Genomic DNA, 16,653 nt, shown 5'->3' with positions numbered 1-16,653 from the left:
ACCAGTCAGTTTGGTTTAAAGTGAGTTCTTCTAATGTCCTCTGAGCGATACCGATTTGCAAGCGTAACTCTTCCAGAGAGTCCTAATTTAGCCCAATTTGAAATCAGATTGCCAAAACTAATCACGCCCCTGCATACCGGGCGGATGAAACAAAGGACTGGGATCCGCTTGCGGTAACTGCAAACGGTCGGCAGTCTGTACATCGAGAAACACTGCGGCAGCCTGATCGGCGAAAACCAGCCGCCAGCCGGGATTCGCTCCCATTCCTCGGATTTCATCACGGGAATAACGGCTATCCAGAATAATGGCTGGCAGCTGCCCCTGTTCATCCTGCAGGACATAAGCCCAGTTTGCCCCCCCTCTTGCCATTTGCTGTTTTATTTGTTCATAGAACTGGAATGTTTCTTTGGTATTCACTTCCAGGCGACCATCAAAAAACACTTTTCGTTCCGGCCCATTATGAAAGATGTAGACGGCAGCCTGCCCCATGTTGGAGATAAAGGCGCGGTGTGGCATTCCAGCCTGGCCCGCAAACTTTGAAGCGGCATGCGCATACCACGCTTCTTGCTCTCCTAAACCCAGAGCCTTCCTTTCTCCTCCCCAGCGCGCCCAGTGGCCCGACAAAATACTTCCGATCAGAAACAGAAATATCACTGCGGCCCCCCCCTTGCCTGCGATGGACTTGCTAAGCCAACGGGATTTCTCTGCGGAAGTTTCAGGAGTTGCAGCTGTAGCAGATCGTAAATGCATTGATAAACGTAGCCAGTCAGAAACATTGTCACATAGAATGATTCCCGAAATCAGTGAAAAGACTCCGGTATTCCGTGAGGCTTTCCATGCCAGATGCGTAAAGGCAATGAAGAGTAGAATGCGAAAGGGATTCACTCGCCTCTTAACCAATACAGGAACGAAGCTACAAAGCGTCAGTCCGGCAAGCAGAACCTGTGAGAATAGATACAGGTTTCGTAACCCATACTGCCTGATGAAATTAATCGGAGGCTGGAATTCGCCAACTCGGACTGAATAAAAGGCCTGATCGACTGAAAACTTTTCATAGAGTGTTAACGGAAACAGCACTCCCTGCTCCAGATAAGGATTCAGAAAACAAGCCACCCCCGTCAGGACGCCAACTCTGATGAATGTCGTTCCGGAAATCGCAGTTGATGGCATCTCCAGCCCAAATCGCCCCTGCGCCCACACGCGAATCAGATGATCGACGACAAACAACACACTGATCACCAGTCCCAGCACAAACAAGGCATGGCTATTCACCCACAGCAACGTAATCAGCGGAATCAACCAGATCAGTTTTGGATGCGTCGAGACGCGGCTGATAACATACATCCAAAATGCAAGATACATCAGCGAAAGCATTTCCGGACGAACCAAAGATCGACCAGAAATACAAATGACGGGCAAAACCCATAACAACGCTTTCCACCACGAAGGGACGGCTTTGCCCGAGGCGAACCAGGCGCAACCGATTGTCACAGCCAGACAGAAAGCTTTGGTCAGAATCAGTAAATCAACGCCTCCCCAGCGATACAGCCAGGTGACCAGAATTTGAAAACCCCAGTGCAGATCAATCCAGGGTCGGTCAAAATCAACAAACGTGAACCAGTCAAAATAAGGAACGGTACCACGTTCCAAAATCAATTCACCGGTTCGCAGATGCCACCAGATATCCATGTTTCTCAATGGAAAGCAGGAAATCAGAAATGACCAGATCAGTAAGAGAGATAAAAAAAAGAGTTCGACAGGCAATCGACCGGTTTTTTGAAAATCCACTGAGAGTGAACCGGCCTTCATCGAAACACTGTCAGCCTGCTTCGTCTCTTCCTTGTGTCGAGGCGAACTTTTTTTCCGAGACTGATTTTGAGACCGCCTTGCTTTGCGGGACATAGTACAAACGCCTTTAGCCTGACTTGATCAAGAAACAAACTTGTTGATGGCGTCTATTGTAGCCTTTTCTTACCCGTCAAAAAAATGAACAAAGGACGTTCCTGGCAAATCTTTGAAAGTCTGACAGTGGTCCGCTTAACACTCAGTTCGCGCAAATCTGACTTGGCTGAGTTCTACATAATTCTGGACTGTTTATCGAATTACTTAAATGGGGACACGCTGATGTTCGGAATCGGGTGACCAGTCAAACTGATACTGGTCTCCTTTTTGCATTCGCGTCAGATAAATAATCTGATGCGTATGTCCAACAAAATGAGGTACGGTATGTGAAAGCGCTCCCAGAACCGAAACTGAGAACCCCTGAATGACGCGATTTTCCAGCAATGTATTTGCAGAGAGGGATTGCATCACCTGACACGCTTGTTCAATCGTGCGGTTCAACATTGTTTCTAAATCCTCTTGAGAGATTCGCTTTTCTGAAGAGAATTCCTGCTCGCGCTGGCGCTCATCCTTGGCTCTATTGATTCCGCAGACAGCCCATTGATTCAAATTGCCACACAGATGCAGAATGAGGTTCCCAATACTATTCAGTCCTGGTACCGGACGCCACCAGATCTGATCCAAGTCAAGCTGGTTCAGGCAATGTCTGATTTTATGGCGCGACTGCTTCAGCAAATGGACCGACTCCTGAATAAATTCCTGAGTAATCTCATCGGCAGACGGAGCCATGGCGTACTTTCCTGCTGAATCCAGACTAAGTCAGACGTGGTCCCAATCCATTCGCCAGATGATTAATAATCCCGGCTACTGCGCCCAGATATTTATTACCTTTGGAACGCTCGATTTCACAGGAACTGGAAGACGGTTTTAATGCCCGGCCCTTGGCCTTTTCAGTCATCTTGTCGAACACATCGTCGCGCAGATCAAACATACGAGCGGTAATAAAGATATTCGATGGGTTAAAGATATTGATCGCCGCTGCAACACCGATCGCCAGATATTCAATTGTGCGATCTAATTCGGGGGTAATGTTGAGCTCTCCCTGCTGTACCATTTCTTTAATCTCATCAAATTCCAGCTCTTTGCCTACACGTTGAGAAACGTAATGCGTTAAAGCCAGGTCGGTTGCGACGGTCTCCAGGCACCCCTGATTTCCACAGCCACAAACACGACCTCCCTCAGGTTCTACCGTAATATGTGCAATCTCGCCGGCGAGACCATGCTGACCATCCAGCAACTGCCCTCCGGTAAAGACACCCATCCCGAACCCGGAAGTAACGTCTAGATTAATAAAGTCATCCATCGCTTGTCCGGAACCGTAGGTCTTTTCAGACAGACTCAACGATGTCGATTTCTGAACGAGAATACATTCCAGATCGGTTCGGCTGGCAATATCGACGGCGGGTGCCTGACCATCCATAATATGCAGATTCGAGGCCAGAAAGATGCGCCCATCATTACTGTTAACCAGTCCGGGAACCGTAATCCCCACTCCCAAAGCAGGGATTTTCTCTTTCTCGACCAGATCCAGAATTTTCCCGGAAATGGTTTCGATCAATTCAGAATACGATTGAGGAGTTTTGAATCGGTCCAGCTTGTCTTCGTGCAGATGGCCATCCAAACCTGAAGCAACAACCGAGCAGTAATCCCAATCCAGAATCACACCAATGACCTGAGCGCTAAAACGAGGCAGCTGCAATAGCTTTCCAGGACGGCCCACAGAAAATTCAGCGGTCTCCCGTTCCTCCAATAAACCAGCATCGAGTAACGCACTGACAGCTTTGGAAACAGTCGGTGCACTGATTCCAGAACAGCGCATTACATCAGCACGTGTTAAAGTTCCCTGGCTCTGGATAACTTCCAAAACCTTACGAACGTTCATTTTTCGTAATAAACTCGGGCGGTGTGGGGATTGCATAGTCACTCTACGTATTAAGAAAGAAATGAATTTAACAACGACAGATTGCCAAATTAATTAACAAATCAGTTGTCAGTTGAACGGCATTACAAAAGTGAGGACAGCCCCTTATTAGACTGGCATACTTGGAACGCCTGAGTTGCAGGAAAGTAAAATATCCTGTGGCTGTAATTCAATATGATACGGAATCTTCAAATAATTACAAACGCCCCGCGAATCATTAGTATTCATTTTTCCATGTTGTAGAAATTGAGCTCGGAGTTTCAGATATGAAACCGGCAGGAAGAATTTGTCCGATTTTAGTAAACAAACAGACCCGATTGACCAAATAGAAGTCAACTCGGGCCTGCTTGAGTTGGCAACTACCACGCTTGATCAACCGGGTATGTAAGTAGCACGGTCTAACCGTTAAGGGACATTCTGTATTTAAGGTGTGAGCATAACTAAGTGTTTTCACTAACATGCTCTAACCAAGTATAGAACACGTCTAGAGAACATGCGTGGAGGTAAAACTCTGAAAATTAGGCAGTTTATACCAAACCAGCTAATGCTGTTTATACTCCACCTGCGTCTTGTCCCGTTCTCCTAAAGACTATCTATAATGAAACGAAAAAATGGTCCCAGAGTAACTGAAACTCTGAAAAACAAGTCTTCTTATTACGAAATTAAACTGATTCGAGTGGGATGAGATTGTGATTTAACCAGTGCAATGCAAAAATCTACCCAAAAGAATTCCGGATGTATTCAATATTACGGATAGCACATATACATTCCCACATACTATTCGCAGCAGAACGGGAAGTTGACTGAGCGTTTCAGACAGGTGGCCGCTTAATTGTTGCTCCTTCATTATTCGCCCCCGAAACGCATAGCAGTACACAAAAAACGCCTCAAGACCCAAGTCTTGAGGCGTTTCATCATCTTGATGACATACAAACCAGAGCTATTCTTTCCCGGCAGATGTTTCGTTGTAAACATGTAAGTCACGAGTCGGATAGGGAATATTAAATCCACGTTCATCAAAGCCCAGCTTGATCTTCTCCGTCAGGTCCCAACGCGTGGCCCAGTAGTCTGCGTTTTTTACCCAGGGACGGACTACAAAGTTCACACTGCTGTCACCCAGTTCATTCACAGCGATCACCGGTTCCGGGTCTGTTAAAATTCGCTCATCGCTTCGAACAATCTCTTCCAGAAACGATTTCACTGCTCTCAGATCATCGTCGTACCCACAGCCAATGACCAAATCGATGCGCCGCGTTTCTTTTTTGGAATAGTTCTTAATCGTGCCTCCAGTTATCTTGGAATTGGGCAGAATAATCGCAATATTGTCGCCCGTTCGCAGATGGGTGGAAAAGATCTGAATTTCTTCAACGATCCCGGCAACGTCCCCCGCTTCGACATAATCGCCGACTTTAAACGGCTTGAATAAGATCAACATCACCCCGGATGCAAAACTGCCCAACGTACCCTGAAAGGCCATTCCAACGGCAAAGCCAGCGGCAGCTAGTACTGCAGCCAGTGACGTTGTATCAATCCCCAGCTCCGAGAGGGCCGCCAGGATCACAATGACCATTAAGAGCGAATAAATAATATTCGCGAGAAACCGGGCCAAAGTGATATCCACCTTTGCCTGATTCATCAACCGGTTACAAAACCGACTTAAAATACTGGCAACCCATTTCCCTACTAAAAATATCGCAAGCGCCACGACAATATTGATGCCCAGTTGAGTCCCCTGTGTGGCCAGATACTCTTTGACGGTATGCCAAAGATGATTTGCCGTTGCTATGGGATCTTTGGGAGTGATGGTCTCTTTCTGTGCGAATAGTAATGACCACATGGTCTGGTCCCTTCCTGAAATGAGAACGATGAGAAAATGAAATGGCAAAACGACGAACGTCGAACTAAGAACCTGGCTCCCCATTCCCGTGTGCTACCTCTGACAGGCACGATTCTAGGAGGTTTCCCGCGCCAGTCCAACTTCGAAGTTCATTATTTTCCGAAGCAAATTCAGGCTGACACCTTTGGAGGGAAATGCCATAATGACTCCACAAAACAGTTCCGATCAATTACAATCAGTGCACTACCAGCCGTGACTCGTTCTTTCTGAGTTTTGATCAAAGTCTTATTTGCAGGAAGCAATCAATATGTCTTTCCCTTTCCGCATCAGCCTGATTGTTAGCATCTTCGCTGTAGGGATCTCACTGCACACCCAGAACACTCTGCCTGCTGCAGATCCGGAAAACAAAGAAACCAGCTCTTCGAAAGTACTCGTCACCGTCAACGGCCAGTCTGTAACCCAGGCTGATCTGGACTTTGCTTACCTTTCTCGCGGCATGGTCAATGCCCCCGAGACTGCCAGACAGCAAGTTCTGGAAGGTCTCATCAATCAACGTCTGATCGAGGACTTTCTGGCCCAGCAAAAAATCACGGTCCCACCACAACAACTGGATCAGAGTGTCTTACGGATTGAAAAGCTGATCCGCAAAAAAGGGGATGCCCCTGAACAGATCCTCGCAAAAATGGGATTCACACCTGAAAAGCTGCGTGCGGCGATCGCACTCCCGCTGTCATGGAACATTTATGCAAAACGGGAAATCACCCCCGCCCAAATGCAAACCTATTTCGACGCGCATCGCGAAGAACTGGATGGCACACGCGTCGAAGCCAGTCACATTCTCTTGAAGTTACCTGAAAATGCCAACCAGGAATCAATACAACACACCAAACAAAAACTGGCAGCCCTCCGCAAACAAATCCTGGCTGGGACACTCACTTTCACTGAAGCAGCTGCCCAGCATTCAGTAGCCCCCAGTAAAAATGAAGGAGGCAAATTAGTCACATCTGCTTATCGCGGCAAAACACCAGTTGTTTTAACAGAACAAATTTTCCCCTTGAAAGCAGGCGAAATCAGTGCGCCCTTTCAATCTCCGTTTGGCGTTCACATCGTCACACTCAATAAGAAACATCCCGGCCAATTCAGTCTGGAAGATATACGGGGAGACATTTTTAAAATCCTCTCCCAATCTCTGTGGAAAAATACCATTCAGAAACTACGTGGTAACGCTAAAATTGAATGGAAGACAGACTCCTCAAACTAGAGGCGCTCCTAAAACTCAACTCCCTCTTCATAGTTGAGAGTACCGCATATGCCCCAAAATAATCTGATTGAGTCAATCATCATCGAAGGAGTCCGACCGGGACAACACCTGCTGATTCTGGGAGGCGTCCACGGTGATGAATACGAGCCGATGGCCGCCATTCGACTCCTCAAAACGCAAATCAATCCTGACCAGCTTACCGGTAGAGTCACACTGGTCCCGGTCGTTAATCGGCCCGCCTATGAACGTCTCCAGCGGTGCGGACCGGATGATCTTGATCTGGCAAGAACCTTTCCCGGCTCATCGAATGGTTCAATCAGCCAGCAAATTGCCGCAGAAGCCACGCAGCTCATTCAATCAGCTGACTATCTGATCGACCTGCATACGGGAGGCGTGATTTCGAAACTGGCCCCTTTCTCTGGTTATACGCTGCACTCTGATCCTGTGATTCTGGAAATGCAACGGCGAATGGCGCGGGCCTTTAACCTGCCTGTCGTGTGGGGTACATCGGCACATCTGGAAGGGCGATCGCTGTCTGCGGCCCGTGACCATGGTGTGCCTGCGATCTACGCCGAATGGGGAGGCGGCAGTGGTTGTGACCCGGAAGCCGCCGCCGGTTATGCCGCGGGATGCCTGTCGGTAATGTCCGAACTGGGACTGCTCGATCTTGATGTTGAACCAAAACCAGTTTTATTTCACGTCGAGGATGACCGCAAAGAGAGTGGTCACCTGCAGCTCCAAAACCATGCTCCCGTCTCAGGTTTCTTCGAACCCGCAGTCCAGTTGATGGATCAGGTTCAGGTCGGCGATCACCTGGGGACGATTTGCTCTAAGACCGGCGATATCGTCACTCCTGTTACCGCCAGTCAGACAGGAGTTATACTGGGACTGAGAACACTGCCTTATGTCAAACAAGATGAATGGCTGGCGGTGATTCTGGAAACCGAATTGTAAACCCAAATTAATAGCCAGAGGATCCAGGTATGAATGAGCGACCAGTTGCCATCATCACAGGCGCAGCAGGAGGAATCGGAGGCGAAACCGCAGTTCGTTTCGCCGAGCGCGGCTACGACTGTGTTCTACTGGCACTTCCCTCAGACGATTTAGAACCGATCGCCGACCGCATCCAGCAAGCCGGCGGCCAGTACCTGACTTGCCTCGGCGATCTGACAGATCTCGAGTATGCGGAATCTGCTATCGAACAATGCATGTCGACCTGGGGACGCATTGACGTACTCGTCAACAACGCCGCCTGGCGTGAAATCACCACGATGCGAAAGATTGATCTTGCCAGTTGGGAAAAAACATTACGTGTCTGCCTGACTGCACCGGCATTTTTATCACGCTGGTGTGCCGAACAAATGGAGCGTCAAGGTCGTGGAGTCATCATTAACGTCTCCAGTATTCAATCACAAATGGCAGCCGGCATCAGCCCTGCTTACGTTGCCGCTAAGGGCGCGCTGGATTCACTGACTTACGAACTGGCAACCCTGTATGGCCCCAGAGGCATTCGAGTCATCAGCATCAACCCCGGTGCCATTGACACTGCGATGGGCAAAGACACTGCCGTCGATGAACAACAGGTAACGGCTGACAACATTCGTCAGGCTTCGGAAGATATGATTCCCCTACGGCGCTGGGCACATCCCCGGGAAATCGCACGCAGCATTGTGATGCTCGCCAGCGATGATGCCAGTTATCTCACGGGCACTTCCATCACCGTTGATGGTGGCTGGAAACAGCAATGCTCTCCTTATCCGATCAAGCACCTGCAACTCCCTGATGAATTTCCTGACAAGTAAAGGCTACTTTGCCGCATTCCATCTCCTGACAGCAATACGAATCGCTCCCAGACTGGAATCATCGACACACTCTACAGACGAAGGTTCGATCTGCATAGAATGTAACTGCTCCAGAAGTGAAACCCGATACACGCGTTGATACAGCAAAACCCCGCCCGTTAAAACGAGCGCATAATTTTCGCTGGTAAAATGCAGCCGGGAAGCAACCGCCTGAACCAACTCCGCAAGTTCCCTCGCCGCCTGCTGTAGAATCTCACACGCCAACTGGTCATCGGTTTCTGCCGCCTCAAACACCAGTTCCGATAGTGCAGCGATCTCGCTACGTTTGCTTTCATGATGATACACATAACGAATCAAAGCACGCGGTTCATCCAGGCCTAATGCGTGTAGAACCATTGGCTGCAAACAAGTTTCCGGTCCGCACCCATCAACGGATTTCGTAATCGCTTTCAGCGCCGCCAGTCCGATCTGGTATCCGCCCCCTTCATCCCCCAGCAGGTAGCCCCAACCTCCCGCGCGGGCCACCTTGCCAGCTTGGTTGACTCCATACGCCAGCGAACCAGTTCCCGCAATCAATGCCACGCCGATTCCCTTAGAGGTCCCGGCAGCCAACACCGTCTGGGCATCAGTGACCACATCGATTTGCTCTGCGACTTTGTTGCCTTGGGCCCACTGTATCCACGCCTGCTGTTCCTCCGTCCGCCCGGCACCTGACATACCCATACACAAGGCAGCGACCGTTCGTGGTTTTGTACTGGCAGACTCGAACGCGCGTTGAATTGCCAGCTGCACAGCTACCGCCGCTGACTCGACACCGATTGCATTCAAATTTGATGCACCTGCGATTCCTCGTCCCACCACATGAAATGAGCTTCCCTCTGAAAGCACCGCGAGCGAGGCCAAAGTCTTAGAACCACCTCCGTCAATTCCTAAAACGAGTTGGTTCGAATGCAATGACATGCTACTGCTCCTTCCCCCTGGAAACGGCTGAGACGCTTTATACTAATATCTCAAGCGCCCTCAGTTCCTTCCAAAACCTGTCGTAGATGACCGTGCGCCTGCTTGAGCAACTCGTGCGCAGTTTCCGGTGAAACGTTTCGCTTCACATGCACAATTGCTGTTTTCAGTTCTCCATTACATGCTTCCAAAACCAACTCGGCTGCTTCGCGTGACAAATTGGTAAACGCGATCAGAATTCGAATCGACCGTTCAATCAGTTTTTGATTCGTCGCACGCAAATCAACCATTAAATTACCATAGGTTTTTCCGACGCGGACCATGGCCCCTGTCGTCAGCATATTTAACACCATTTTGGTCGCGGTACCCGCTTTTAAACGGGTCGAACCAGTGACCACTTCCGGCCCCACGACCGGGCAGATCGTCAAATGAGCCACCTCTGCCAGTTGATTTTCCTGATTGCAGGTTAAGGCAATTGTCTGCGCCCCCTGCTCGCGTGCAAACTTTAAACCGGCAATCACATAAGGCGTTCGCCCGCTGGTCGCGATCCCCACCAGCACGTCATCCTGATTGAAGTCCAGCGATTCCAGATCGGCAACAGCAAATTCCGGCCGATCCTCGGCGCCTTCAATCGCGTTTGTGAGTGCCTGTTTGCCGCCGGCGATCAATCCCACCACTAGTTCGGGGGGACTATTAAACGTGGGTGGACACTCGCTGGCATCCAGAACACCGAGCCGTCCCGAAGTGCCTGCCCCCATGTAAATCAGGCGGCCCCCTTTCTGAAAGGCGTCTGAAATCAGATCAATGGCGGAGGCAATCGTATGTGCTTCCGCTTCGATGGCTGCTGCAATCTTCGCATCTTCCGCATTCATCAACTGCACTATTTCCAGACTGTTCATAGAATCAATCTGAGCTGATGCCGGGTTACACTGTTCCGTTGTTAAACGATCTAACATGATGATTAGCCTGTCAAAATTTTGATCTACCAGCTACTATGATAACCGGGATTTTGATTCCCGAAAGGATGCAACCGATCAATCTGGTGTTGATTTTCAAAAGCCGTTGATTGATCCGACTCTGCGCATCGCCATTGCATTCTTGCCAGACACACATCAAGCCCAATCAGGTATCGCCTCTGTGAATATTGCCATTGGAACCACCGACCTGCTTATTCTGAGCCTGTATTTGATAGGCGTCGTGATCTTCGGTTCCTGGGTCGGCGGCAAGCAAAACAATCTGTCTGACTATTTGCTCGGCGGAAAGACCCTCCCCTGGTGGGCGATTCTGGGTTCGATCGTCGCGACTGAAACCAGCACGGTCACTTTTCTCAGCGTTCCGGGAATTGCTTTTGAGCCGGGAGGCAATCTGCAGTTCTTACAGCTTGCACTGGGCTTTATTGTAGGGCGTTTCCTGGTCATTCTATTTTTGCTCCCGCTTTACTTTCGCGGAGAAATTTATTCCGCCTATGAAGTATTCAAAAAGCGATTCGGTGGGACGACCGAACGTACGGCTTCGTTCGCATTTATTGTGATGCGAACTCTGGCGGATGGACTGCGACTCTATCTGACGGCACTCGTACTGGAAAAAGTGGTCGGCATCCCGTTGTCTGCCTGTATTATTGTGATCGGCATCGGCACTATTATTTACACCTGTCTCGGGGGAATGAAGTCGGTCGTCTGGAATGACTGCCTGCAATTTGTGATCTACATTGCTGGTGCCATTTTTGCTTTTGGCGTGATCATCCAGGCTCTGCCTCATGGCTGGAGCGACTATCAACAGTTCGCGGTCTCACATCATAAATGGACCATGTTTAATTTTGACTGGAACCTGTCCAACAAATACACATTCTGGGCTGGCTTAATTGGGGGCCTGTTCCTTTCGATGGCCACACATGGTGCCGATCAATTAATGATTCAGCGCTACCTGGGCGCGCGAAGCCAAAAAGATGCCGCCAAAGCCCTGGGGATCAGTGGCTTTGTCGTCTTCATACAATTTGCACTGTTCCTCTTGCTGGGAATCGGGCTTGCCGCCTTCTATGACGCATTTCCGCCTCAGATAGCATTCCAGAAAACGGATGAAGTATTTGCGACATTTATCATCGATAATCTTCCGGTGGGCATTAAGGGACTGACATTAGCAGCCGTCTTTGCTGCCGCAATGTCAACGCTCTCCAGCTCACTTAGTTCTACGACAAGTGCACTGGTCAATGACTTTTATTTACCGCTGAGTTCGACTACGAAAAAACCTTCAGAGCTAGTTAAAATAAGCCGTCTCTTCACGGCTCTGTTTGGAGTGGCACAAATCACTGTCGGCATCGCCAGTCAATCGATCTCAGAAAGTGTGGTCGGAAATGTGTTCTCCATCGCCGCCATCTCGACCGGACTCATCCTGGGAATCTTCTTTTTAGCGACCTTCAGTAAGCAAGCTTCGCAAGCCTCTGCACTCATCGGATTTCTCGTTGGCTTAATCACCGTACTCTATGTCGCATTCGGATTGAAAGGACAGATCGCCTGGCCCTGGTATACGCTAATCGGCGCCACTACAGTATTTGTCGTCGGAATTGCTGGCAGTATTTTTCTGCCTCAAGTGAAACAAGTCCCCGAAGATTGAGTTCGAATGGGAACCGCTCGCGCCGTTAGCGTCCGCGCCAGAGAATTTGATCGGAAATTTCCAATTGTTCTTGTGCCGCAGCGATGTCACTTTTAAAGCGGCGAGCATCGACCGGATACCCCTTGGTCGGCTTTAAATCCGGAACATGCTCTGACCAATATTGATTGAACCGTTCCATCATCACTTCGCGCGTATACTTGCAAACCATCGAAGAAACAGCCACTGGGAAATGGGCTTCAGCTTTTGTCTGAAAACGAATTTCTGTATTTCCCACTTTATAGACACTCTTCGCCGTTGATTCTTCTACTCGAAATATCATCTCGCCATCGAGAACTTCATCCAGAAATCCATCGTAGCGGTTCCGACCGCCATGTTTGTCACCAATGATGAGTGTGGGCTCTGTCGATTCACGGTCCCAGACACGTGTCAGTAAATGCATGCACAGTCGCGTCAACATCACTCCTTTACTGCCATATTCCCGACACAGGCGATTGAAGCGTGCGGGCAGCACAATTTCAGAGCAAAATGCCTGTAACTGAATTCCCGCAGTATCCAGAGCCCCTTGTAGATTCTGTTGCGACTGGTCTACCGACTCGGCTGCAACCGTTGTAGGAATCGTGAACTCACAATTTCCATTCCACGGCTGCTGCTGAATTTCTTCGAGACGCTCAGGGGAAGCAACGAGTAATCGCCAGAGAGTCTCTAACGAAGCCAGTCCCTTTGCCCCATTGAATATTTGCAGAAACGGTAACGTCGATCGCTCCAGCGGCGCCAGCCCGGCTGAGGATGAATGTACCTGTTTCGAGTCGGCGACGTGTAACAAACCTGATTTTTTACCAGGCTTCTTTTGAGAAACGACGGAGTCGAGTGCTTGCCAGAAATCAAACTCGCGCGGATCTCCCGGCACCTTCCACAAACTCGCCGTAATCACCAGTGGCCCCAGATTAGGGCCATAGCCCGCCTCATCCATGCCGATCAAATAACCCATAACCTGCCCACGTGATTTTCAAGAGATGTCAATGAGACAATGCTGATACTACGCAGACATAATAAGAGAATCGAACAGTGAGCGGAATGATTGTCGATTGCGAAACAGAGAAAGGCGTTGGATTCCGACAGACAAACGCTCATTCAAAGCGCATCAGACCAAACGTATCCGGGCGCGGCTCTGTTGTCAGTGGATGATTCCATCCCTGCAAACCAACAGCCGGTAAAATCCGTACCACTGAGAAGCCCCATGTACTGCGTTTCAGTTGTGTTGCAGGCGCCAGTTCTTTCAGAGGAATCGCAATTTCGCTTCTCCAGTACTGTTTGTCCTTTTCACGGGCAACATACCAGCGCGGGTTCCAGCTCTGATCAATCCAGCAACGATCACTGGTCCAGCCTCGATGATCCACTTCCATCTGATAATACGTTGTGTAATCACGGTCGATGTCAAACGCGAACGAAAGACGATCCTGCAATTTCAGATCAGCGTCATAATCGCGGCCCGTATCAGGGGCTGCCGGGTAATTCAAACTCGCATTGACCGGAATACTGGCAGCGACATACAGGTATTCTTTATCGTACGACAACAACACAAAAGGCCGACTCAGATTGTCACGCCCTGCTTCGCTCTGGTTTTTCAGAGCGGAGACTGGTTTTTCCGAAAGCTGCAATTCATCTGCTTCCTGCCAACATTCATCGGATAACAGTCCATCGAGAACAGGACGTGTTTTGGTAAAGCGACAAAGATATACGGGACGTGGCGGCGTACTGGCCGGATGCAATAACCAGTTCTCAGCTTTGGCGATGTTTTTCCACGATTCATTGGCCCCAGGCTTATGAAAGTTATGAAAAATATCATCGGCCTTACCGTGCGATCCAATCAAACGATACAGGGACGCCAGAGGAATCTGAACTTCTGGTGTCTCATAAAAAGCGGGCGCATATTTTTGGAACCATTCCACAGCCGCCAGTGCCTGTTTTTTCCAATTCTCAGCAGTCTGTGTGCGCCAGTTCTCAGGAGCCCCTGTATTGAGTTGCCCCACCTGCCTCACGGTACTGAGTAAAGGGGAAGGAAGTTTCTCTGAAAACTGAAACGCATTTTGCACCCGGTTCGCAGCCTGAGGATCAGAATTGGTTGACCGCGAGCGTTTCACAGGATTCTCTCGATTGCGTTGCCAGGCGATTTCTTCACTGGACCAGAGCTGAAACAGCCACAACATGCCCCGCACTGCTTCCGGCTCCTGGGGAAACTGTTCCACCAGTTCCTGATACGTGGCTTCCGCTTTCTCTAAATCCTGATTCGCAAGGTACTGCTCTGCCAGCTGCTCCAGCTGCAAAGCCGCCTGCCGACGCGAAAGCCCTTGCGTAATCGTTTTCAGGTGGGACATAAGCTGTGCGGAAAACAACGGGTCATGAATCAGCTTAGCAGCCATTGCTTTCAGATTCCGTTGACGTTCCGCCAGTTTTCGATTGCGTTCTGCATCGACATCATTGATCTCATGCAATTCGCGACGGGCAGCAGAACCGGGAGCCAGTCCAATTCCCGCAAACAGCGTCCCCCCGGAAATGACGGGACTCTTGTCTCCTGCGTTGGTTTGATTGACGTCGATCAGACGATAGACACTGCGATCTGCATCAGAGGCCATTGTTTTACCGAGAATCTGTTTTCCCGTGGAAGCAACTGTGGCTGCTGTCGTGCCGAGCCGTGCAAGATACTCATCGGCTTCTACAGAAACCTGTCCGGAACTGCCGGGCGGCAATCGCAGGTAAACTTTCTTGACCTTCCACGGCGTCAGACCAGCCTGTTCGCGATGTTCTATATATCGCGTCGAATCAGCGGCATAACGCACCGCCTGCAACATGGCGTCTTTTACCAGTGTCGAAGCAGCGTCTTTGCCTTGCGGCTGATCGATAATTAACACCTCAGGCCGCCACGTGCGCAGCTGCGCAACGAACCGACTCAATGTAACCGACGCCAGCCGACCTTCCGTATGTCGATTCCACTCTTCAATGAGACGATCTGCATTCTGTTCGAGTCCCGGAATCTGAACCGGAAACCGCCAATCCTGTTGCCCCATCGAACCGCCGACGCTGATCACCGATTCATTCAATCGCAAATCCAGATCCTGTTGTGGCTGGCTGTCCGGCCCGAGATCGCGGCGAATGGGTAACGCCACCAGACTACGATAACCCTGATCGCCCGCATATTTGCTCAGCATATCAAAAGAAATTTGCGAGGGCCGGGCGTGCACACACATCAAAGCCACACGCCGGGGAGCCTCATGATTTGATCGCCAGGTGCGTCCCCCATCCATAGTAGACAAAATCGTCCCCAATGCTCCGACAGCACAACCAGTCTGATCATCCACAAAATGAATCGCTGCCAGCGGTGCACTCTGATTCGTCCATTGCTGACGCCATGTTTTTCCCCGGTCTGTTGAATGCCAGATCACCGAACCCGGATCGCCGGCAACCCAGACCAAGTCACCGCGGACTTCGACGGCCCGAAAATCTGAAAAATCTTTGAGCGGATCCGGTAACGCCGTCTCGGGCATCTCCCAGACAATGCCCTTATTGACGGTTTTACGCAGTAATGCCCCATCACCGACCATCCAGCCGGTAGACGTCATCGGTAATTTGACATCCTGAATTCCTCTTAATCCCTGAGGCGGAAACCGTGGGGGCAATACCGCACCGCCGCCTACCAGTGTCATCCGGCCTTGAGATCCCGCGACCACTCCTGTATCCGCATCAAAAAATGCGGCTGAACGGTAGCCCGTGGATTCATAGCCGGTCACGTCCTGCCATGTCTTGCCACCATCGATGGTTTTAAAAACGCCGGTAGAGTGCTGTACCGAAGCATCACCGACGACCACGCCTTCATTCATTCCGAAAAAACGGACATAGTGCAATCGAGGCAAACGTTTTTGAATCCGTTCTTCCCAGCTCTTTCCTCCATCCTTTGTGAAGAGTAAGACCCCCTGATTCATATGTCCGTACGCAGTTGTGCCACCGCCGGCGATCCAACCAATTTGATCCGTCAGAAAACAGATATGCCGCAAGGGGCACTGCACCGGGCTGGAAATGAACCGCCACGTCTGTCCGCCATCTTCGGTTTTCCGAATCACGCCCCGGTCACCAACTGCCCAACCGGTTTTCGCTCCCAGAAACTGCACGGCGTGTAGATTGGCATCATCCAGCAGAGGCGAACCTGAAGACACAGATCGCGTGTCAGCAAAGAGAGAGTGAGAAACAGCAAGCAGGTTGAGAACAAACACACATCCGAACAGCGCAGACGGCATCTGAATTTTGTGGTTCTCTCGGTTAAAAAACAGCATCGGACATCCTTGTTCGAACAGATTCCATGCGAAACAGA

13 protein-coding genes are annotated in these 16,653 nt (G+C 50.0%); 5 read left to right on the top strand and 8 right to left on the bottom strand.

Annotation, left to right across the window (positions count from 1 at the left end; all coding sequences use genetic code 11):
• Positions 1-117: 117 nt before the first annotated feature.
• From AAC022_RS05140 to AAC022_RS05125, 4 genes are all read right to left on the bottom strand, one after another.
• Positions 118-1,902, bottom strand: a complete 1,785-nt coding sequence (locus AAC022_RS05140) for a hypothetical protein (RefSeq protein WP_339728627.1) — start codon at positions 1,900-1,902, stop codon at positions 118-120.
• Between the two features lie 204 nt (positions 1,903-2,106).
• Entirely contained in the window at positions 2,107-2,631 is a 525-nt protein-coding gene (locus AAC022_RS05135) for a DUF1572 family protein (RefSeq protein WP_339728625.1), read from the bottom strand.
• Positions 2,632-2,656: 25 nt separating this feature from the next.
• Positions 2,657-3,820: an ROK family transcriptional regulator gene (locus AAC022_RS05130; RefSeq protein WP_339728624.1), complete on the bottom strand. Its 1,164-nt coding sequence runs from the start codon at positions 3,818-3,820 to the stop codon at positions 2,657-2,659.
• Between the two features lie 943 nt (positions 3,821-4,763).
• Entirely contained in the window at positions 4,764-5,660 is an 897-nt protein-coding gene (locus AAC022_RS05125) for a mechanosensitive ion channel domain-containing protein (protein ID WP_339728623.1), read from the bottom strand.
• Positions 5,661-5,696: 36 nt separating this feature from the next.
• Between AAC022_RS05125 and AAC022_RS05120 the strand changes: the two genes are divergently transcribed.
• From AAC022_RS05120 to AAC022_RS05105, 4 genes are read left to right on the top strand one after another with little or no spacing between them, the layout of a single operon-like run.
• The gene (locus AAC022_RS05120) at positions 5,697-5,930 is read left to right on the top strand and encodes a hypothetical protein (RefSeq protein WP_339728621.1); all 234 of its coding nucleotides are present in this window, start codon (positions 5,697-5,699) and stop codon (positions 5,928-5,930) included.
• Positions 5,931-5,967: 37 nt separating this feature from the next.
• Positions 5,968-6,921 carry a peptidylprolyl isomerase gene (locus AAC022_RS05115; protein ID WP_339728619.1) on the top strand — a complete coding sequence of 318 codons (954 nt, stop codon included), beginning with the start codon at positions 5,968-5,970 and terminating at the stop codon, positions 6,919-6,921.
• A 48-nt stretch (positions 6,922-6,969) separates the two neighbouring features.
• Entirely contained in the window at positions 6,970-7,875 is a 906-nt protein-coding gene (locus AAC022_RS05110; RefSeq protein ID WP_339728617.1) for a M14 family metallopeptidase, read from the top strand.
• 29 nt (positions 7,876-7,904) lie between these two features.
• Complete coding sequence (locus AAC022_RS05105) at positions 7,905-8,723, top strand: SDR family oxidoreductase (protein ID WP_339728615.1); 819 nt, start codon at positions 7,905-7,907, stop codon at positions 8,721-8,723.
• A 3-nt stretch (positions 8,724-8,726) separates the two neighbouring features.
• Here AAC022_RS05105 and AAC022_RS05100 read toward each other — a convergent pair whose 3' ends face one another.
• Complete coding sequence (locus AAC022_RS05100) at positions 8,727-9,683, bottom strand: BadF/BadG/BcrA/BcrD ATPase family protein (protein ID WP_339728614.1); 957 nt, start codon at positions 9,681-9,683, stop codon at positions 8,727-8,729.
• A gap of 50 nt (positions 9,684-9,733) precedes the next feature.
• The gene (gene murQ, locus AAC022_RS05095; protein WP_339728959.1) at positions 9,734-10,639 is read right to left on the bottom strand and encodes an N-acetylmuramic acid 6-phosphate etherase; all 906 of its coding nucleotides are present in this window, start codon (positions 10,637-10,639) and stop codon (positions 9,734-9,736) included.
• Positions 10,640-10,817: 178 nt separating this feature from the next.
• Between murQ and AAC022_RS05090 the strand changes: the two genes are divergently transcribed.
• Positions 10,818-12,290, top strand: coding sequence for a sodium:solute symporter (locus AAC022_RS05090; RefSeq protein WP_339728612.1), 1,473 nt, complete (start codon positions 10,818-10,820; stop codon positions 12,288-12,290).
• A 25-nt stretch (positions 12,291-12,315) separates the two neighbouring features.
• Here AAC022_RS05090 and AAC022_RS05085 read toward each other — a convergent pair whose 3' ends face one another.
• Together AAC022_RS05085 and AAC022_RS05080 are read right to left on the bottom strand one after the other, a co-directional pair.
• Positions 12,316-13,278, bottom strand: coding sequence for a hypothetical protein (locus AAC022_RS05085; protein WP_339728611.1), 963 nt, complete (start codon positions 13,276-13,278; stop codon positions 12,316-12,318).
• A gap of 139 nt (positions 13,279-13,417) precedes the next feature.
• Positions 13,418-16,615: a YCF48-related protein gene (locus AAC022_RS05080; protein ID WP_339728609.1), complete on the bottom strand. Its 3,198-nt coding sequence runs from the start codon at positions 16,613-16,615 to the stop codon at positions 13,418-13,420.
• Between the last annotated feature and the right edge of the window lie 38 nt (positions 16,616-16,653).

Source organism: uncultured Gimesia sp., assembly GCF_963976445.1.
In the GTDB taxonomy this organism is placed as follows: domain Bacteria; phylum Planctomycetota; class Planctomycetia; order Planctomycetales; family Planctomycetaceae; genus Gimesia.
Note: the sequence above shows the minus strand (reverse complement) of the source record. Positions and strands in the feature narration are given on the sequence as shown.